Origin of the sequence: Pseudomonas sp. 09C 129, assembly GCF_002843625.1 — a bacterium.
GTDB classification, from domain to species: domain Bacteria; phylum Pseudomonadota; class Gammaproteobacteria; order Pseudomonadales; family Pseudomonadaceae; genus Aquipseudomonas; species Aquipseudomonas chlororaphis.
Genome location: NZ_CP025261.1, coordinates 2,524,921 through 2,545,135 on the forward strand (window position 1 = coordinate 2,524,921; position 20,215 = coordinate 2,545,135).

Here is a 20,215-nt window from a genome sequence, read left to right on the forward strand (position 1 = left end):
CGACCTCGAATTAGGTGCTGTGTAGATAGGAATCGCTCTAGTCTGTGTAAACCAGAAGTTTGTAGTGAGGCGCCATGGAAACCTTCAGCAGCATCGAATGCTTTGTGCGCAGCGCCGAAGTCGGCAGCTTTGCCGAAGCCGCGCGACGCTTGAGCCTGACCCCCGCCGCGGTGGGTAAAAGCGTGGCCAAGCTCGAGGCCCGGCTCGGGGTCCGGCTGTTTCAGCGCAGCACCCGCAGCCTGACCCTGACCGAGGCCGGCAAACTGTTTCTTGGCGAGGTCAGCGCCAGCCTGTACACCATCCAGAACGCTGTGGCCAACCTGGCCAGCGCCGAAGGGCGCCCGGCGGGCACCCTGAAAGTCAGCATGGGCACGGTGTTCGGACGGCTGTACATCGTGCCCATGCTCGGCGAATTCCTGCGGCGTTTCCCAGAGATCAGCCCGGACTGGCATTTCGATAACCGTCAGGTGGACCTGATCGGCCAGGGTTTCGACGCGGCGATCGGCGGCGGCTTTGAGCTGCCCCAGGGGGTGGTGGCGCGACGGCTGACCCCGGCTCACCGCATCCTGGTGGCCTCGCCGGACTATCTGGCGCGCTGTGCGGCGGTCGAGCAGCCCGAGGACTTGCAATATTGCGAAGGCATCCTGATCCGCTCGCCACAGACCGGGCGGGTGCGCTCCTGGGCCCTGACCAGCCGCACCCGGCAGCAAAGCCCGCTGAACCTGAAGGCGCGGATGACCATGAGCGATTCGGAAGCGGCCTGCGCCGCTGCCGCCCAGGGCCTGGGGGTGGCCCTGGTGAGCATGCCGTTCGCCGTCGGTTACTTGAGCGCCGGCACCCTGGTGCGGGTATTGCCGGACTGGTACGTCGACGACGGCAACATCTCGATCTACTACGCCGAGCACAAACTGTTGCCGGGCAAGACCCGGGCCTTCGTCGACTTCGTGATCGAGCAGTTCGCCGAGCAGGGCCTGGAGCAACGCTTCAGCGCGGTTTGAAGAGGCGCGCAAACCCGCTTCCCTAATAGAGGCGGGCTTGCTCGCGACAAGCGAAGGCTCAGCGCCCGAAGCGCCCTGGCCAGCCGATGATGGTTTTTGGCCGTGGCGTGGCGTAGGTGCGCACCTTGGAGGTGGACAGCCCCAGCCGTACCAGGGATTCGGCGATGGTCACCGCTGCGGTCACGCCGTCCACCACCGGCACGCCGGTGCGCTGGCGGATCTGTTCGTCCAGGCCGGCCATGCCGCCACAGCCCAGGCAGATCACCTCGGCCTTGTCTTCACTGACCGCCAGTTCGGCCTGGCGCACGATGGCTTCCAGGGCACGCGCCGGGTCTTCTTCCAGCTCCAGCACCGCCAGCCCGCTGGCCCGAACCGAGGCGCAGCGGTCATACAGGCCGGAGAGTTTCAGGCGGTCCTCGATCAGCGGCACGGTGCGATCCAGGGTCGTCACCACCGAATAGGCGTGGCCGAGGAACATCGCGGTGCTGGCGCCGGCGTCGGTGATGTCCACCACCGGCACGTTGAGCAGCTCCTGCAAGCCTTCGCGGCCGTGCTCGCCATAACCGGCCTGGATCACCGCGTCGTAGGGCTGGTCGTAGGACAACACGCGGTCCATGACGGCGATGGCGGCCAGGTAGCTTTCGAAGTTGCCTTCGATGGAGTCGGCGCCGAAGTGTGGGGTCAGGCCGATGATTTCGGTGCCGGGCGCGGCCACGGCCTGGGCCTGGCGGGCGATGGCCTGGGTGATGGAGTCGGTGGTGTTGACGTTGACCACGAGAATTCGCATGGGCTGTCCTTATCGTTGAGGCATTCGGGGCCCGCCGCAGGCGGGCCGTTCAAGGTTAGTGGCTGACGTTATCGACGGCGATCGATTCGCCGCTGACATCCGCATAGTAGGGCTGGCGTTTGGCGACGATCAGGTACAGCAGACCGGCAATGCCGGCGCCGATCAGCCAGGAGAAGGGCGAGACGCTGGCAAACCCCGGCACCAGGGCCAGGACGATGGCGATCAGCGCCGAGGGAACGAATGCCGCCACCGCCCGCAGGTTGACCCCATGGCTGTAGAAATACGCGCCTTGCGGGTGCTCGCTGTACAGTTCGGGCACGTTGATCCGGCCTTTGCGCAGCAGCCAGTAGTCGACCATGATCACCCCGTACAGCGGCCCCAGCAGGGCACCGAGCCCGGACAGGAAGTACACGATCACCAGCGGGCTGTTGTAGAGGTTCCACGGCAGGATCAGCACCGCGAGGGTCGCGCTGATCAGCCCGGCGCGGCGGAAGGTCAGGTATTTCGGCGCCAGGTTGCTGAGCACGAAGGCCGGGGCGACGAAGTTGGCCATGATGTTCACCGCCACGGTGACGATCAGGAATGCCAGGCAACCGAGCACCAGAAAGAAGGTGTTGGGGATCGAGGCGATGATTTCGGTCGGGCTTTCGATGATCTTGCCGTTGATCTGGAACTGCGCGCCGCAGAGCAATACGGTGATGGCTGCGAACACCAGGATGTTCACCGGCAGCCCCCAGAAATTGCCAATCTTGATGGTCCGGCGGCAGGGCGAGGAGCGGGCGAAGTCGCAGAAGTTGAGCACCAGTGTGCCGTAGATCGCCAGCCACAGCGCACCGCCGGCGAAGATCTGGCGCCACATCTCGCCACCGCTCAGCGGCTCATGGATCGACCAGGCGATGCTGGCGTTGGCCTGGGTGTACATCCAGGCGGCGAGGGCGGCAACGGTCACCAGGATCACCGGGCCGGCAAAGGCCTCATAGCGCCGGACCATTTCCATGCCGTAGGCGAGGATCGCCAACTGCACCAGCCAGATCGCCACGAAACACACCCAGCCCAGGCTCGACAGGCCGAGGATCGAGTTGTGGTCGTAGTCGGCGAAGCCGGGGTGGATGGCCGTGAGCAATACCCGGAACACCACCGAGGCCAGGTAGGTCTGGATACCGAACCAGGCGATGGCGATCACCGCGCGGATCAGCGCCGGAATCTGCGCGCCATGGATGCCGAAGCTGATACGGCTGATCACCGGGAAGGGCACGCCGGTCTTCTGGCCCATGTAGCCGGACAGGTTCATGAAGAAGTACACCAGCGCCGCGCCGATCCCCAGGGACAGGAGGATCTGCCAGCCGCCCAGGCCCAGGGCGTACAGGCCGATGGCGAAGGAGTAATTGGCGATGTTGTGCACGTCATTGGTCCACAGGGCAAAGATGCTGTAGCCACCCCAGCGCCGGCCTTCGACCTTGGTCGGCGCCAGGTCGCGATTGTGCAGGCGCGGGCTGAGGTCGACCGGCGAAGCGGTGCCGTGGGCGATGCTGGGGTCGAGGTTGGCGTGGGTATGGGAGGAGGGCAAATCCAGTGCGATGTTATTGGAAGGACTGGTACGCATTCCGGCAGGCTCCTGATCGCGGACCCGCGCTGACTGTGCTTGAGCGCAAGGCTCGGCAGTCTTCGGCGCAGTCCGGGAATCACTGGGTTCTGGGCATCTGCAGGCGGATTCGGGAACCCGGCTTGCGGATATAAAGTGTATGTATTTTTTATTTAAGTTGTATACAAGATGCGAAACGACTTAAGCCACTTCCGTGCCAGATCCCAATCTAAACAAGCGACCGATAATTTCGCTTTGTTCTTAATAATTTCTAAATGACTGAAATTACGAAGTTATAAATTGACCGTTCGAACAGGTATTTATTTTTCGAGGGGGTAGGGGGGGAGCGCGGTGGAGAATGGCCCAGGGAGGAGGGTGTAACTTTTTGGGGCGTAGAGGCATAAAGTGCACACAAAAATGGCACCTGTGGTGACACTTGTGTGTACAAGATTTTTACCGGGAGGAGGGGTTTCTGTAGGAGCGAAGCGGTGTGTCAGATACACCGTCTCGCGAGCAAGCTTCGCTCCTACAGAAGAAAGAGGAATTGGGGCTTTAGCCCTTGCTGATGATATTGCCGGCGTGCAGGCCACATTCCTTCTGCGTGGCTTCTTCCCACCACCAGCGGCCTTCGCGCTCATGCTGGTTCGGCAGCACAGGGCGGGTGCAAGGCTCGCAGCCGATGCTGATGAAGCCGCGTTCGTGCAGGCTGTTGTACGGCAGCTCGAGCATGCGGATGTACCCCCAGATCTCTTCGCTGGTCATCTGCGCCAGCGGGTTGAACTTGTACAGGGTGCGTTCCGGGGTGGAGAAGGCGCTGTCGATCTCCAGTACCGCCACCTGGCTGCGGGTACCCGGGCTCTGGTCGCGGCGCTGGCCGGTGGCCCAGGCGCTGACGGTGGACAGCTTGCGGCGCAGCGGCTCGATCTTGCGGATGCCGCAGCACTCGCCGTGGCCATCCTTGTAGAAGCTGAACAGGCCTTTCTCCTTGACGAAGGGCTCGAGCTTGGCGTGGTCCGGCGAAACCACTTCGATGTCGATCTTGTAGTGCTCGCGTACCTGCTCGATGAAGCGGTAGGTTTCCGGGTGCAGGCGCCCGGTGTCGAGGCTGAACACCTTGACGTTCTTGTTCAGCTTCCAGGCCATGTCCACCAGCACCACATCCTCGGCACCACTGAAAGAGATCCACAGGTCATCGCCGAACTCGGCGAACGCCAGTTTGAGAATGTCCTGGGCGGATTTTTGGGCATAGGTCGCGGCGAGTTCAGCGACATTGAACGATGGGCTCATCAGGGCGGTTTCCTACAGGTCGGTGGCGCTGAGCGCTCTAGATACTGGCGATGGTAACAAAATCCGCCCCCGGCTGGCGCGCTCCTCGCGTTGCGTGGGCCAGGGTGAATCGCTAGAGTTCGGCAGTCCTTTTGCTCGCTCGAATAACCAATACAAATGGGAGTGTCTTGTGGAAATTGCCTGTCTCGACCTGGAAGGTGTACTGGTCCCGGAAATCTGGATCGCCTTTGCCGAAAAAACCGGGATTGAATCCCTCAAGGCGACCACCCGGGATATCCCCGATTACGACGTGCTGATGAAGCAGCGCCTGCGGATTCTCGACGAGCACGGCCTGAAGCTGTCGGACATTCAGGAAGTGATCGCCACCCTCAAGCCGCTGGACGGCGCCATCGAGTTCGTCGACTGGCTGCGCGAGCGTTTCCAGGTGGTGATTCTGTCCGACACCTTCTATGAGTTTTCCCAGCCGCTGATGCGCCAGCTGGGCTTTCCCACGCTGCTGTGCCACCGCCTGGTCACCGACGACAGCGGCCGAGTGACCGGTTACCAGCTGCGCCAGAAAGACCCCAAGCGCCAGTCGGTGCTGGCCTTCAAGAGCCTGTATTACCGGGTGATTGCGGCGGGGGATTCGTACAACGACACCAGCATGCTCGGCGAGGCCGATGCCGGCATTCTGTTCCATGCCCCGGACAACGTGATTCGCGAGTTTCCGCAGTTCCCGGCGGTGCACAGCTTTGCCGAGCTGAAGCAGGAGTTCCTCAAGGCGTCGAAGCGTGAGTTGAACCTCTAAAGGCATCGCTGTAGCCGCTGCCGCAGGCTGCGATAGGACCGCAGGTCCTCGGCGCCAGTGAGTACGTCGCGGCCGTACTCCGAGTGCGGCCCGGCCCGTTCGCAGCCTGCGGCAGCGGCTACAGATCAGAGGCCCTGCAAGGTCTCCAGCAGGACCTTCACCTTGGTGATGGACTCCTGATACTCGGCCTGCCAGTCCGAGTCCGCGACAATCCCGCCACCGCCCCAGCAGCAGACTTGCCCATCCTTGACCAGCAGGCTGCGGATGGCGATCGAGCTGTCCATCTCGCCACGCACGTCCAGGTACAGCAGCGAACCGCAATACAGCCCGCGCCGGGTCGGTTCCAGCTCGTCAATGATCTGCATCGCGCGGATCTTCGGCGCGCCGGTGATCGAGCCGCCGGGGAAGCTGCCGGCGATCAGGTCCAGGGCGTCCTTGTCGTCCGCCAGCTCGCCGGTGACGCTGCTCACCAGGTGATGCACGTTGGGGTAACTCTCCAGGCTGAACAGCTCCGGTACCCGCACCGAGCCGATGCGGCAGGTGCGGCCCAGGTCGTTGCGCAGCAGGTCGACGATCATCAGGTTTTCCGCGCGGTCCTTGGGGCTGGCCAGCAGTTCGGCGGCGTTCGCCGCGTCTTCGGCGGCATCCTGGCTGCGTGGGCGGGTGCCCTTGATCGGCCGGGTTTCCACCTGGCGCTCACTGATCCGCACGAAGCGCTCCGGCGACAGGCTCAACACCGCGCCACCTTCCGGCAGGCTCTGGAACCCGGAAAAAGGCGTCGGGCAGGCCGCGCGCAACGCGCAGTAGGCAACCCACGGATCGCCAGCGCAGGGCGCACGAAAGCGCTGGGCGAAGTTGACCTGGTAGCAGTCACCGGCCTGGATGTACCCCTGGATGCGCTCGAACGCCTGTTGGTACTGCGCGGCGCTGAGGTCAGGCAGCATCGGCCCGCTGAGCTTGAAGCTGTCGTAGGCGCCGGCCGGCGCCTGGCCGAACAGGTCGATCAGGCGCTGGCGTTCGCTGGCGGCGAGGGCGGGGTGGAGCACCAGTTGGCTGGTGCGCTGCTGATGGTCGCTGATCAGCGCCCAGTCGTAGAGGCCGAAGCGCGCATCGGGCAGTTGCAGGTCATCCAGGGCCTGGCTGGGCAGGCGTTCCAGATGGCGTCCGAAGTCGTAGCTCAGGTAGCCGATCAGCCCGCCGGCGAAAGGCAACTGGTAAGGCGCCGGGATCGCCGCCTGACCCAATTGGTCCAGGTTGAGCCGCAGGCGTTGCAGGAAATCTTCGCCGCTTTCGTCCTTGAGGACGGCCAACTGCGTCCGTGGCCAGGCGCTGAGCAGGTCATAGCGGCCGCGTTCGGCACTGGGCCGGCCGCTGTCGAGCAGGACGGCGCCAGGGGCATGGCGGATCGCCGCGAAATACTCGGCGGGGTTGGTGCGATAGGGCAGCGGGTGTACGGAGCAGGTCGACATGCGGGGCGGATCAGCCATCGGAGGAGCGCGGCTGGCGATTGTAGTCCCCTCAGGGATTTGCTCCTAGTGGGGATGGCGGGGATTGCCCGGTTTACGACGCATTGCCCGCCTCGCCGCATACCCTGTAGCCGCTGCCGAAGGCTGCGAAAGGACCGAAGGTCCTCGGTGATGTCGAAAGCGGCGCCCGCTTCGCGGTCGGGCGCAGCCTGCGGCAGCGGTTACAGGGTTTTCCGTTGCTGTGGATCAGCCTTCCACCGCCGGGATATGGCCGAACAGGTCCTGGGCAAACTGCACGCGCTGTTCGACGGTTTCGCTGATGCCGCGGGCTTTCAGCTCTGCCAGGTGCGCTTCGACCGCGTGGGTGCGCTGGGTCAGGCCGCAGTCGTTGGCGATCTGGATGTTCAGGCCGGGGCGGGCGTTGAGCTCGAGGATCAACGGGCCCTTTTCCTGGTCCAGCACCATGTCCACCCCGATGTAGCCCAGGCCGCACAGCTCGTAGCAGCCGGCCGCCAGCTTCATGAAACCGTCCCAGTAGGGCAGTTGCACGCCGTCCACCGCATTGGTGGTGTCCGGGTGCTTGGCGATGATGTTGTTCAGCCAGGTGCCGCGCAGGGTCAGTCCGGTGGCCAGGTCGACGCCGACGCCGATGGCGCCCTGGTGCAGGTTGGCCTTGCCGCCGGACTGGCGGGTCGGCAGGCGCAGCATGGCCATCACCGGGTAGCCCATGAGCACGATGATGCGGATGTCCGGTACGCCTTCGTAGCTGATGCTCTTGAAGATCTGGTCCGGGGTCACCCGGTACTCGATCAGCGCCCGGTCACGGTGGCCGCCCAGGGAATAGAGGCCGGTGAGGATGCTGGAGATGTGGTGCTCGATTTCTTCATGACTGATGATCTTGCCCGATACCGTGCGGTAGCGACCCTCGAAACGGTCGGCGATCACGATGATGCCGTCGCCGCCGGCGCCTTGCGCCGGCTTGATCACGAAGTCGTTGCGCCCGCCGATGATCTCGTCGAGCTTGTCGATTTCCTTCTCGGTGGAGATCACGCCGTACAGTTCCGGCACATGGATGCCGGCCTCGATCGCGCGTTCCTTGGTGATGATCTTGTCGTCGACGATCGGGTACAGGCTGCGCTTGTTGTACTTGAGCACGTAGTCCGCATTACGCCGATTGATCCCCATGATGCCCCGGGCTTCCAGGGCCTTCCAGGTCTTCCACAGGCCGAACATTATGAATCAGCCTTGACGAAGGCTTTGAAACGGATCAGCTCGGTCAGGCGGTAGCCGCGGTAGCGACCCATCGCCAGCATGAAGCCCACCAGGATCAGCAGCATCGCCGGGAAGGTGAAGACGAAGTAGACCAGCTCCGGCACGCTCATGATCAGGTGCGCCAGGGAGGCGGCGAACAGCGTGCCGATGGCGACTTTCATCGCATGGCCGGCGCCCCGTTCTTCCCAGGTGATCGACAGGCGTTCGATGGTCATGGTCAGGATCACCATCGGGAACAGGGCCACCGACAGGCCGCGTTCCAGGCCGAGCTTGTGGCTGAACAGGCTGATGGCGGCGATCAGCACCACGACGAAGGTCAGCACCACCGACAGCCGCGGCAGCATCTGCAGCTTCAGGTGTTCCAGGTAGGACCTGAGCGACAGCCCGAGCGCGGTGATCACCGTGAACAGCACGATACCGAAGCCCAGCTGGGTTTCGCGGAAGGCCAGGGCGATCAGCACCGGGGTGAAGGTACCCAGGGTCTGCAGGCCGATCAGGTTGCGCAGCACCAGGATCACCAGCACGCCGATCGGGATCATCACCATGATCATGAAGGTCTGCTGGGTCTGCAGCGGCAGGCCGTACAGCGAGTATTCGAGGAAGTTGGCGTCGGTGTTCTCGTCGGTCAGCTTGGCCAGGCGAATGGCGTTCATTTCGCTGTTGTTCAGGCTGAAGGTGACGGTGGCTTTCTTGCCGCCATCGACGGTGATCAGGTTGTCGTCACCGATCCACCACAGCAGGCGGTCGCTGGGCAGGCCCTGTTCGCCGGTTTCCGGGTTGAAGTACAGCCAGTCGGTACCGTTGAAGCTGCGCAGCCACAGTTCCGGGGCCTGCGGCTGGTCGGCCACCAGGCGAATGGTGTGGACCTTTTCCATCGGCACGTGGGCGATGGACAGCAGCAGGTCGACGATCTTGGCTTTGTTCGCCGGCGACGGATCGCCCGCCAGGAGCATCTTGGCGTTATCGTCGTTGGTGTTGTTGACCCGCTTGATGGCTTCGCTGATGAAGGTCTCGACGTCGGCCGAATGCTGGCGGATCGGCGCGAGCAGGGCTTCGGCGGCGATCTTTTCCGGGCCTTCGACGGCGATGCTGTCGCGGAAGGTCGGGCCCTTGATCTTGGCTTTTTCCGCGGTGTAGCGCTTGGTCAGCACCAGGCGGTAATAGAGGGTCTGGTTGCCCTTGGCGCGGCGGGCCGACCAGGTCACCTTGCGGTTGCCGTCGACGCGGTTCACCGCCACCCCGTAGTTATTGGAGATGAAGCTCTCGTTCAGGCTGACGTAGTCGCGGCTCAGGGGCGGCACGAACATCTGGATCTTGATCGGGTCCTTGGCGTTGGCGACGAACTCGACCTTGGCGTCGATGTTCCACAGGTCGTCGGTGGCGTCTTCGGTCACCGGGATGCCGAGCACGAAAATCTGATAGGCCGTGATCGAAATGCCCAGCACCACCAGGATGGCGATCAGGATTTTCAGATGGAGGGTAAGAGAGCGCATTGGAATTACTCTGCGGTATGAGCGTCGGTGGCGCAGGCAGGTTTGCCAGCAGCGTATTTAAGACTGGGGTCGACCAGTGCATCGAAGCGTTTGAGCGCTTCGGAACCGATCAAGAGCGGGTATTGGAATGCACTGCGGTCGGTCAAGTTCACTTCTATGCTGCGCAGGGCACCGCCCATGCAGATATCCAGCTCGATGACCGGGCGCGCGGTGTACTTCTTGTTGTTTTCCTCATCGGGGTCGTAGTCGCCGGCGCGGCGCTTGATCTTGCTGACGCGGGCCAGCGGACGTTCGATGGGGTGGGAATGGGCGGCGTCGATGGCCAGGTAAAAGCGTACCCAGGACTCGCCATTGCGCTTGAAGCGCTTGATATCGCGGGCGCTGAGAGAGGCGGTCTTGGCGCCGGTGTCGAGCTTGGCGGCGACTTCCAGGTCGATCCCGGACAGTCTGGCGTATTCATTCAGACCGTAAACGGTCTTGCCGGCGGCGGCACTCAGGCCCGGCACGCCGAGCAGGCAGAACAGTATGGAGAAGGCCTTGAGTCTCATAGATCCTGGTGCGTTGCATGGGTTCTTCAGTTCAAGGCGACTGGCATTGCTGCGCAAGCTCCCTCGTGTGCTGCCTTATTAATGTGACAGGCAAATGCGGGCGGCATTCTAGCATGCTGGTTTTATGGCGCCAGCGGCGGGGCGGGGGCTTTTGTGCCGGTTTGGTGCAAAGGGTTATTAGACGATTGTCGACAATATCGATTTTTCCTTTGACTGCATCGGTTGTATTGGCTAGTTTTTGTCGCATTGATTTTCAAGGTGTCGACAATATGCTGGATCAGCTCGATCCCCCCGCCGTGACGCAGGACGATTCGGAAACCTTGTCCGAAAACGTCTTCAGACGCATTCAGGCGGCCATCGTCAAGGGCGAGATCGCCCCGGGCAGCAAGATTTCCGAGCCGGAACTGGCGCGCACCTACGGCATCAGCCGTGGCCCCTTGCGCGAGGCGATCCACCGCCTGGAAGGCCAGCGCCTGCTGGTGCGGGTGCCCCATGTCGGGGCGCGGGTGGTGTCCCTGAGCCATGCCGAGCTGATCGAGCTCTATGAAATCCGCGAATCCCTGGAAGGCATGGCCTGCCGCCTGGCCGCCGAGCGCATGACCAACGAGGAAATCGACGAGCTGCGCCGGGTCCTCGATACCCACGAGCGCGACGCGGCGTTCCAGGCCGGGCTCGGCTACTACCAGCAGGAAGGCGATTTCGACTTCCATTACCGGATCATCCAGGGCGCGGGCAACCGCACCCTCACGCAGATGCTCTGTGGCGAGCTGTACCAACTGGTGCGCATGTACCGCATCCAGTTTTCCGCCACGCCCAACCGCCCGCACCAGGCGTTCGCCGAGCACCACCGGATTCTCGATGCCATTGCCGATCGCGACGGCGAACTGGCCGAGTTGTTGATGCGCCGTCACATCGGCGCTTCCAAACGCAACATTGCCCGTCATTACCAGGACGGCGCCCCGCAGACAGCCACTCCACGAGGTGAGTCATGAGTTCCAACAACAAGAGCACTCCAGGCCAGCGCTTTCGCGATGCGGTCGCCAGCGAACGACCGTTGCAGGTGGTCGGCGCCATCAATGCCAACCATGCGCTGCTGGCCAAGCGCGCCGGGTTCAAGGCGATCTACCTGTCCGGTGGCGGGGTGGCGGCTGGCTCCCTCGGCGTGCCGGACCTGGGCATCACCGGGCTGGACGACGTATTGACCGACGTGCGCCGCATCACCGACGTCTGCGACCTGCCGCTGCTGGTGGACGTGGACACCGGTTTCGGTTCGTCGGCGTTCAACGTGGCGCGCACCGTCAAGTCGATGATCAAGTTCGGCGCGGCGGCGATTCATATCGAGGACCAGGTCGGCGCCAAGCGCTGCGGCCACCGGCCGAACAAGGAGATCGTTTCCCAGCAGGAAATGGTCGACCGCATCAAGGCCGCGGTGGATGCCCGCACCGACGACAGCTTCGTGATCATGGCCCGCACCGACGCCCTGGCGGTGGAGGGGCTGGAGTCGGCCCTGGATCGCGCCGCCGCCTGCATTGAAGCCGGCGCCGACATGGTGTTCCCGGAAGCCATCACTGAGCTGGAGATGTACAAGATCTTCGCCAGCCGGGTGAAAGCGCCGATCCTGGCCAACATCACCGAGTTCGGCGCCACGCCGCTGTACACCACCGAGCAACTGAAATCCGTGGATGTTTCCCTGGTGCTGTACCCGCTGTCGGCGTTCCGCGCCATGAACAAGGCGGCGGAAAACGTCTACACCGCGATCCGTCGCGACGGTACCCAGCAGAACGTGATCGACACCATGCAGACCCGCATGGAGCTGTACGACCGCATCGACTACCACACCTTCGAGCAGAAGCTCGATGCGCTGTTCGCCCAGAAGAAAAGCTGAACCCGAACGCGGTTCGACTACTGATGCAAAACCTGTAGCCGCTGCCGCAGGCTGCGATCGGCAGGCACGGCCGCGGCGCGCCTCTCGACGCAGGAGGACCTTCGGTCCTGTCGCAGCCTGCGGCAGCGGCTACAGAAAGCAGTATTGGTTTTGACGATTTGCCGATTCCCTAACAAATTCAAGATTGGAGAGAGCAATGGCCGAAGCAAAAGTATTGAGTGGCGCTGGCCTGCGTGGCCAGGTGGCCGGACAGACTGCCTTGTCGACCGTGGGCCAGGCCGGTGCCGGGCTGACCTACCGGGGTTACGACGTCCGCGAACTGGCGGCTGACGCGCAGTTCGAGGAAGTGGCCTACCTGCTGCTGTACGGCGAGCTGCCGACCCAGGCGCAACTGGACGCCTACACCCGGAAGCTGAGCAAGCTGCGCGACCTGCCGCAGGCGCTCAAGGAAGTGCTGGAACGCATTCCGGCGGACGCCCATCCGATGGATGTGATGCGCACCGGTTGCTCGTTCCTCGGCAATATCGAGCCGGAACAGGATTTCTCCGAGCAGCGCGACAAAACCGACCGTCTGCTGGCCGCCTTCCCGGCGATCATGTGCTACTGGTACCGCTTCAGCCACGACGGCAAACGCATCGATTGCGTGACCGACGAGCCATGCATCGGCAGCCACTTCCTGCACCTGCTGCACGGCAAGAAACCGAGCGAGCTGCACACCAAGGTGATGAACGTGTCGCTGATCCTCTACGCCGAACACGAATTCAACGCCTCGACCTTCACTGCCCGGGTCTGTGCCTCGACCCTGTCGGACTTGTACTCCTGTGTCACCGCGGCCATCGGTTCCCTGCGCGGCCCGCTGCACGGCGGCGCCAACGAGGCGGCGATGGAGATGATCGAGCGCTTTGCTTCGCCGGAAGAGGCGATCAAGGGCACCCTCGGCATGCTCGAGCGCAAGGACAAGATCATGGGCTTCGGCCACGCGATCTACAAAGACAACGACCCGCGCAACGAGGTGATCAAGGGCTGGTCGAAAAAGCTCGCCATCGAGGTGGGCGACAAGGTGTTGTTCCCGGTTTCCGAAGCCATCGACAAGACCATGTGGGAGCAGAAGAAGCTGTTCCCCAACGCCGACTTCTACCATGCCTCGGCGTACCACTTCATGGGCATCCCGACCAAGCTGTTCACCCCGATTTTCGTCTGCTCGCGCCTGACCGGCTGGGCCGCCCATGTGTTCGAACAGCGCGCCAACAACCGCATCATCCGTCCAAGCGCCGAGTACGTCGGCGTTGAACAGCGCAAGTTCGTGCCAATCGAACGTCGCTGAATGGTGGCTGCCGTCACCGGCTGAACCCAAAGCCCTGTAGGAGCGAGCTTGCTCGCGATAGCGGTGTAACGGTCGACATAGATGTTGAATGTCATTCCGTCTTCGCGAGCAAGCTTCACTCCTACAGAGGGCGGTTCAGTGCCGGTGCCAGCCCCACCTTTTGCAATCACCGTGACCGAGTCCTGACGATGAACACTGAATTTCGTAAACCGTTACCCGGTACCCGACTGGACTACTTCGACACCCGCGCGGCTGTCGAGGCCATCCAGCCCGGCGCCTACGACAGCCTGCCGTACACCTCGCGCGTGCTCGCGGAAAACCTGCTGCGGCGTTGCGATCCGGCGACCCTGACCGCTTCCCTGAAGCAACTGATCGAGCGCAAGCGCGACCTCGACTTCCCGTGGTTTCCGGCCCGCGTGGTGTGCCACGACATTCTTGGCCAGACTGCCCTGGTGGACCTGGCCGGCCTGCGCGATGCCATCGCCGACCAGGGTGGCGACCCGGCCCAGGTCAACCCGGTGGTGCCGACCCAGTTGATTGTCGACCACTCGCTGGCGGTGGAGTGCGGCGGCTTCGACCCGGATGCGTTCGCCAAGAACCGCGCCGTGGAAGACCGGCGCAACGAAGACCGTTTCCACTTCATCAACTGGACCAAGAAGGCCTTCAAGAACGTCGACGTGATCCCGCCGGGCAACGGCATCATGCACCAGATCAACCTGGAGAAAATGTCCCCGGTGATCCAGGCGCGCGATGGCGTAGCCTTCCCCGATACCTGCGTCGGCACCGACAGCCACACCCCGCACGTGGATGCCCTGGGCGTGATCGCCATCGGCGTCGGCGGCCTGGAAGCCGAAAGCGTGATGCTCGGCCGGGCGTCCTGGATGCGCCTGCCGGAAATCGTTGGCGTCGAGCTGACCGGCAAGCTGCAACCGGGCATCACCGCCACCGATATGGTGCTGGCGCTGACCGAGTTCCTGCGCAAGCAGAAGGTGGTGGGTGCCTACCTGGAGTTCTTCGGCGAGGGCGCCGCGGCGCTGACCCTGGGCGACCGCGCGACCATCTCCAACATGGCCCCGGAATACGGCGCCACCGCGGCGATGTTCTACATCGACCAGCAGACCATCGACTACCTCAAGCTCACTGGTCGTGAAGACGAGCAAGTACAACTGGTCGAGAACTATGCCAAACAGGCCGGCCTGTGGGCCGACAGCCTGAAGAACGCGCAGTACGAGCGTGGCTTGCAGTTCGACCTGTCCTCGGTGGTGCGCAACATGGCGGGCCCGAGCAACCCCCACGCCCGGGTGGCGACCAGCGACCTGGCGGCCAAGGGCATCGCCGGCCAGTGGGAAGAGGTGCCGGGGCAAATGCCCGATGGCGCGGTGATCATCGCGGCCATCACCAGCTGCACCAACACCAGCAACCCGCGCAACGTGATCGCCGCCGGCCTGCTGGCGCGCAATGCCAACAAGCTCGGCCTGACCCGCAAACCCTGGGTCAAGTCGTCGCTGGCCCCGGGCTCCAAGACCGTCGCCATGTACCTGGACGAAGCGGGCCTGACCAAGGAACTGGAGCAATTGGGCTTTGGCGTCGTGGCCTTTGCCTGCACCACCTGCAACGGCATGTCCGGCGCGCTGGACCCGGTGATCCAGAAAGAGATCATCGACCGCGACCTGTATGCCACCGCGGTGCTTTCGGGCAACCGCAACTTCGACGGGCGTATCCATCCATACGCCAAGCAGGCGTTTCTCGCATCGCCGCCGCTGGTGGTGGCTTATGCGATTGCCGGGACCATCCGTTTCGACATCGAGAAGGACGTGCTGGGCCTGGACGCCAACGGCAAGGAAATCCGCCTCAAGGACATCTGGCCGAGCGACGAAGAGATCGATGCGGTGGTCAAGGCTTCGGTGAAACCCGAGCAGTTCCGCAAGGTGTACATCCCGATGTTCGCCATTCACGAAGACACCGGGCCCAAGGTCGAGCCGTTGTACGACTGGCGTGAGATGAGCACCTACATCCGCCGTCCGCCGTACTGGGAAGGCGCCCTGGCCGGGGCGCGCAGCCTGACCGGCATGCGCCCGCTGGCGGTGCTGCCGGACAACATCACCACCGATCACCTGTCGCCGTCCAACGCCATCATGCTCGACAGCGCGGCCGGCGAGTACCTGGCGAAAATGGGCCTGCCGGAAGAGGACTTCAACTCTTACGCGACCCACCGGGGCGACCACCTGACCGCGCAACGCGCGACCTTCGCCAACCCGAAACTGTTCAACGAAATGGTCCAGGAAGGCGGCAAGGTCAAGCAGGGTTCGCTGGCGCGGATCGAGCCGGAAGGCCAGGTCACCCGGATGTGGGAAGCCATCGAGACCTATATGCAGCGCAAGCAGCCGCTGATCATCATCGCCGGCGCCGACTACGGCCAGGGTTCGTCCCGTGACTGGGCGGCCAAGGGCGTGCGCCTGGCCGGGGTGGAAGCCATCGCCGCCGAAGGCTTCGAGCGCATCCACCGCACCAACCTGGTGGGCATGGGCGTGCTGCCGCTGGAGTTCAAACCGGGTACCGACCGCAAGACCCTGGGCATCGACGGCACCGAAACCTTCGACGTGGTGGGCGAGCGCAAGCCGCGCGCCACGCTGACCCTGGTGATCCAGCGCAAGAACGGCGAGCGGGTCGAGGTGCCGGTGACCTGCCGGCTCGACACCGCCGAAGAGGTGTCGATCTACGAAGCGGGCGGCGTGTTGCAGCGCTTTGCCCAGGACTTCCTCGAATCGGCTGTGGCCAGTTAAGTGACGTACCGGGGGCGGGCCGCAAGGCGCCGCCCTCGGTCTTTATCAGGACCGAGAACTCATGGCTTTCGTAGCGCAAATCAAGATTCCCGCCACCTACATGCGGGGCGGCACCAGCAAGGGTGTGTTCTTCAGCCTGCAGGACCTGCCCGAGGCGGCGCAGCTGCCGGGCGCGGCCCGCGATGCCTTGCTGTTGCGGGTGATCGGCAGCCCCGACCCGTACGACAAGCAGATCGACGGCATGGGCGGCGCCACGTCCAGCACCAGCAAGACGGTGATCCTGTCGAAAAGCATCAAGCCCGGCCACGACGTGGATTACCTGTTTGGCCAGGTGTCCATCGACAAGCCTTTCGTCGACTGGAGCGGCAACTGCGGCAACCTGTCGGCGGCGGTCGGTTCCTTCGCCATCAGCAGCGGCCTGGTGGATGCCGAGCGCATTGCGCAGAACGGCGTGGCGGTGGTGCGCATCTGGCAGGCCAATATCGGCAAGACCATCATCGCCCATGTGCCGATGGCCAACGGCGCGGTCCAGGAAACCGGCGATTTCGAGCTGGACGGGGTGACTTTCCCGGCGGCCGAAGTGCAGTTGGAGTTCCTTGACCCAGCGGCCGAGGAAGAGGGCGCCGGCGGTTCGATGTTCCCCACCGGCAACCTGGTGGACGACCTGGAGGTGCCGGGTGTCGGGACTTTCCAGGCCACCATGATCAATGCCGGGATCCCGACGATTTTCATCAACGCCCGCGACATCGGCTACAGCGGTACCGAGCTGCAGGGCGATATCAACGGCGACCCCAAGGCGCTGGCGATGTTCGAGACCATCCGCGCCCACGGCGCGCTGCGCATGGGGCTGATCCAGAATCTGGATGAAGCGGCCAAGCGTCAGCACACGCCCAAGGTCGCCTTTGTCGCGCCGCCCGCGGGCTACCAGGCTTCCAGCGGCAAGGCGGTGCAGGCCGCGGATGTCGATCTGCTGGTACGCGCGCTGTCCATGGGCAAGCTGCACCACGCGATGATGGGCACCGCCGCGGTGGCCATTGGCACGGCGGCGGCGATCCCCGGGACCCTGGTCAACCTGGCGGCCGGCGGCGGAGAGCGCAGCGCGGTGCGTTTCGGCCACCCGTCGGGGACTCTGCGCGTCGGCGCCGAAGCCGTGCAGGACAACGGCGAATGGAGCGTGACCAAGGCCATCATGAGTCGTAGCGCACGGGTCTTGATGGAAGGCTGGGTACGTGTGCCTGGCGACGCGTTCTAAATCATAAACGGCCCCTGTAGGAGCGAGCTTGCTCGCGATAGCGATACCACGGTCGACATCGATTTCGACAGTCCATCCGTCATCGCGAGCAAGCTCGCTTCTACAATGGGGTGAATAAAAAAATAACCCGATCAGCCTGACCTTGAGGATGCAACCCAACCCTTGATGGAGTGAACTGCCCATGAGCGCCAACGTTGATCTGAACGAACGCCCCGATTACGACCAGGTCCTGCAGGACATCGCCGACTACGTTCTGAACTATCGGATCGAGTCCCGCGAGGCTCTGGATACCGCCCGCAACTGCCTGATGGACACCCTCGGCTGTGGCTTGCTGGCCCTGCGCTTTCCCGAGTGCGCCAAGCACCTGGGGCCGATAGTGGAGGGCACGGTCGTGCCGTTTGGCGCGCGGGTGCCGGGCACCCGCTTGCGCCTGGACCCGGTCAAGGCGGCCTGGGATATCGGCTGCATTGTCCGTTGGCTGGATTACAACGACACCTGGCTCGCCGCCGAGTGGGGCCATCCTTCCGACAACCTCGGTGGCATCCTCGCCGTGGCCGATCACCTGTCGCAAAAACGCGTGGCCAATGGCGAGGCGCCGCTGACCATGCGCGCGGTGCTCGAGGCCATGATCATGGCCCATGAGATCCAGGGGGTGATTGCCCTGGAAAACTCCTTCAACCGGGTCGGCCTCGACCATGTCTTGCTGGTGAAAGTCGCCTCGACCGCGGTCACCGCCAAGTTGATGGGGGCCAACCGCGAGCAGTTGCTGGCGGCGCTGTCCCATGCCTTTGTCGATGGCCAGGCGCTGCGTACCTATCGCCATGCGCCGAACGCCGGTTCGCGCAAATCCTGGGCGGCGGGCGATGCCACCAGCCGTGGCGTGCGCCTGGCGGATATCGCCCTGCGTGGCGAGATGGGTATCCCGGGAGTGCTGAGTGCGCCGCAGTGGGGCTTCTACGACGTGCTGTTCAGCCACACCAACAAGGACCTGGCGCTCAAGCCCGAAGACCAGCGCCGTTTCAGCCTGTCGCAGCAGTACGGCAGCTATGTGATGGAAAACGTGCTGTTCAAGATCAGCTTCCCGGCCGAGTTCCATGCGCAGACCGCCTGCGAGGCGGCGGTGACCCTGCACCCGCTGGTGCGCAATCGCCTGCACGAGATCGACAGGATCGTCATCACCACCCACGAATCGGCGATCCGCATCATTTCCAAGGTCGGCCCGCTGGCCAATGCCGCCGACCGCGACCACTGCATCCAGTACATGACCGCCGTGCCGCTGGCGTTCGGCAACCTGGTGGCCGAGCACTATGAAGACGGCTTCCATGCCGCCCACCCGATCATCGATCAGTTGCGCGAGAAGATGCAGATAGTCGAAGAGCCGCGCTACACCCGCGAGTACCTGGAGGCCGACAAGCGCTCCATCGCCAATGCGCTACAGGTGTTTTTCAAGGATGGCTCGAGCACCGAGCAGGTGGTGGTGGAATACCCGATTGGCCATCGCCGGCGTCGCGCCGAAGGCATTGCGCTGCTGGAAGACAAGTTCAAGGCCAACCTGGCCACCCGCTTCACGGCCCAGCGTTCAGCGCAGATCTTTGCCCTGTGCAAGGACCAGGCGCAGCTGGAAGCCACGGCGGTGCACCGGTTCGTGGACCTGTTGGTGATTTGAGAGCAGGGCGGACCGTTGGTCCGATCGCGAGCAAGCTCGCTCCTACAAGATCTTGTAAACCATGCAGGAGCAGCCGGTCGACGCTCGATTGCTCGCGATAGCCTTCTATTGGTCAGATAACGCTACTTGAAGCGCCGCTCGACGCCTTTTTCCACGAGGATCTTCGCCGAGATCTCTTCCACCGAGAAATGGGTGGAATTGATGTGCGGAATGTTCTCGCGGCGGAACAGGTTTTCCACCTCGCGCACTTCGAACTCGCACTGGGCGTAGCTCGAATAACGGCTGTTGGGCTTGCGCTCGTTGCGGATGGCGGTGAGCCGGTCGGGGTCGATGGTCAGGCCGAACAGCTTGTGCTGGTGCGCGCGCAGGGCCGTCGGCAGTTGCAGGCGTTCCATGTCGTCTTCGGTCAGCGGGTAGTTGGCGGCGCGGATCCCGAACTGCATGGCCATGTACAGGCAGGTCGGGGTCTTGCCGCAGCGCGACACGCCGACCAGGATCAGGTCGGCCTTGTCGTAGTAGTGGGTGCGGGCGCCGTCGTCGTTATCGAGGGCGAAGTTCACCGCCTCGATCCGCTCCATATAGTTGGAGTTGCCGCCAATGGAGTGGGACTTGCCGACCGAGTACGACGAGTGCTCGCTCAACTCCAGCTCCAGGGGGGCGAGGAAGGTCGAGAAGATGTCGATCATGAAACCATTGGACGTCGCGAGGATCTCACGGATGTCCTGATTGACGATGGTGTCGAAGATAATCGGGCGAAATCCGTCCTTTTCGGCGGCGATGTTGATTTGTTGTACCATGGCCCGCGCTTTATCTACGCTGTCGATATACGGTCGCGTGATTTTGCTGAAGGTAATGTTTTCGAACTGCGCCAGGAGGCTCTGGCCGAGGGTTTCAGCGGTGATGCCGGTACCGTCGGAGATAAAGAAAGCAGATCGTTTCATTTGCACCTTGGGCCTTAAGCTAGTGACGAATCTTGGATATGATAGGCGCGATTTGCCGGCCTCCAATGGCCCGCATTCTCACTTATTTTCCAGGTCCAGGCCATACAGCTGGCAAGCGCTCCCCCGAGCAGCCGGCTTCTGAGC

At 63.3% G+C, this 20,215-nt stretch carries 16 protein-coding genes; 8 read left to right on the forward strand and 8 right to left on the reverse strand.

The window, feature by feature from the left end; all coding sequences use genetic code 11:
* Positions 1-74: 74 nt before the first annotated feature.
* Positions 75-998 carry a LysR family transcriptional regulator gene (locus tag CXQ81_RS11625; protein WP_007930632.1) on the forward strand — a complete coding sequence of 308 codons (924 nt, stop codon included), beginning with the start codon at positions 75-77 and terminating at the stop codon, positions 996-998.
* Between the two features lie 58 nt (positions 999-1,056).
* On the opposite strand, the gene CXQ81_RS11630 is transcribed toward CXQ81_RS11625, so the two are convergent.
* From CXQ81_RS11630 to CXQ81_RS11640, 3 genes are all read right to left on the reverse strand, one after another.
* Entirely contained in the window at positions 1,057-1,785 is a 729-nt protein-coding gene (locus tag CXQ81_RS11630; RefSeq protein ID WP_009042904.1) for an aspartate/glutamate racemase family protein, read from the reverse strand.
* A 55-nt stretch (positions 1,786-1,840) separates the two neighbouring features.
* Positions 1,841-3,388 carry an NCS1 family nucleobase:cation symporter-1 gene (locus tag CXQ81_RS11635; protein WP_101337253.1) on the reverse strand — a complete coding sequence of 516 codons (1,548 nt, stop codon included), beginning with the start codon at positions 3,386-3,388 and terminating at the stop codon, positions 1,841-1,843.
* 531 nt (positions 3,389-3,919) lie between these two features.
* Positions 3,920-4,654, reverse strand: a complete 735-nt coding sequence (locus tag CXQ81_RS11640) for a phosphoadenylyl-sulfate reductase (protein ID WP_007930635.1) — start codon at positions 4,652-4,654, stop codon at positions 3,920-3,922.
* 169 nt (positions 4,655-4,823) lie between these two features.
* On the opposite strand from CXQ81_RS11640, the gene thrH reads away from it, so the two are divergent.
* Positions 4,824-5,441, forward strand: a complete 618-nt coding sequence (thrH, locus tag CXQ81_RS11645) for a bifunctional phosphoserine phosphatase/homoserine phosphotransferase ThrH (protein ID WP_101337254.1) — start codon at positions 4,824-4,826, stop codon at positions 5,439-5,441.
* A 125-nt stretch (positions 5,442-5,566) separates the two neighbouring features.
* Here the strand turns inward: thrH and pabB are convergent, their stop codons facing one another.
* From pabB to CXQ81_RS11665, 4 genes are all read right to left on the reverse strand, one after another.
* Positions 5,567-6,910, reverse strand: a complete 1,344-nt coding sequence (gene pabB / locus CXQ81_RS11650; protein WP_101337255.1) for an aminodeoxychorismate synthase component I — start codon at positions 6,908-6,910, stop codon at positions 5,567-5,569.
* Between the two features lie 243 nt (positions 6,911-7,153).
* Positions 7,154-8,140: an alpha-L-glutamate ligase-like protein gene (locus CXQ81_RS11655; protein ID WP_101337256.1), complete on the reverse strand. Its 987-nt coding sequence runs from the start codon at positions 8,138-8,140 to the stop codon at positions 7,154-7,156.
* Positions 8,140-9,672, reverse strand: a complete 1,533-nt coding sequence (locus CXQ81_RS11660; protein WP_101337257.1) for an inactive transglutaminase family protein — start codon at positions 9,670-9,672, stop codon at positions 8,140-8,142. Before CXQ81_RS11660 ends, CXQ81_RS11655 begins: the two co-directional genes overlap by 1 nt.
* A gap of 5 nt (positions 9,673-9,677) precedes the next feature.
* Positions 9,678-10,220, reverse strand: coding sequence for an ATP-dependent zinc protease (locus CXQ81_RS11665; protein WP_101337258.1), 543 nt, complete (start codon positions 10,218-10,220; stop codon positions 9,678-9,680).
* A 269-nt stretch (positions 10,221-10,489) separates the two neighbouring features.
* Between CXQ81_RS11665 and CXQ81_RS11670 the strand changes: the two genes are divergently transcribed.
* The 6 genes from CXQ81_RS11670 (at position 10,490) to prpD (ending at position 19,130) form a co-directional block, all read left to right on the forward strand.
* The gene (locus tag CXQ81_RS11670) at positions 10,490-11,212 is read left to right on the forward strand and encodes a GntR family transcriptional regulator (protein ID WP_101337259.1); all 723 of its coding nucleotides are present in this window, start codon (positions 10,490-10,492) and stop codon (positions 11,210-11,212) included.
* A complete protein-coding gene (gene prpB / locus CXQ81_RS11675) occupies positions 11,209-12,105 on the forward strand; it encodes a methylisocitrate lyase (protein ID WP_007930643.1) in 897 nt (298 codons plus the stop codon). Before CXQ81_RS11670 ends, prpB begins: the two co-directional genes overlap by 4 nt.
* Positions 12,106-12,301: 196 nt before the next feature.
* Complete coding sequence (gene prpC, locus CXQ81_RS11680; RefSeq protein WP_087088669.1) at positions 12,302-13,429, forward strand: 2-methylcitrate synthase; 1,128 nt, start codon at positions 12,302-12,304, stop codon at positions 13,427-13,429.
* Between the two features lie 188 nt (positions 13,430-13,617).
* Positions 13,618-16,212, forward strand: a complete 2,595-nt coding sequence (acnD, locus tag CXQ81_RS11685; RefSeq protein ID WP_101337260.1) for a Fe/S-dependent 2-methylisocitrate dehydratase AcnD — start codon at positions 13,618-13,620, stop codon at positions 16,210-16,212.
* Between the two features lie 61 nt (positions 16,213-16,273).
* Positions 16,274-17,464: a 2-methylaconitate cis-trans isomerase PrpF gene (prpF, locus tag CXQ81_RS11690; protein WP_101337261.1), complete on the forward strand. Its 1,191-nt coding sequence runs from the start codon at positions 16,274-16,276 to the stop codon at positions 17,462-17,464.
* A 181-nt stretch (positions 17,465-17,645) separates the two neighbouring features.
* Positions 17,646-19,130 carry a 2-methylcitrate dehydratase gene (prpD, locus tag CXQ81_RS11695; RefSeq protein ID WP_101337262.1) on the forward strand — a complete coding sequence of 495 codons (1,485 nt, stop codon included), beginning with the start codon at positions 17,646-17,648 and terminating at the stop codon, positions 19,128-19,130.
* Between the two features lie 122 nt (positions 19,131-19,252).
* Here the strand turns inward: prpD and CXQ81_RS11700 are convergent, their stop codons facing one another.
* The gene (locus CXQ81_RS11700) at positions 19,253-20,071 is read right to left on the reverse strand and encodes a pyruvate, water dikinase regulatory protein (RefSeq protein WP_007927505.1); all 819 of its coding nucleotides are present in this window, start codon (positions 20,069-20,071) and stop codon (positions 19,253-19,255) included.
* Between the last annotated feature and the right edge of the window lie 144 nt (positions 20,072-20,215).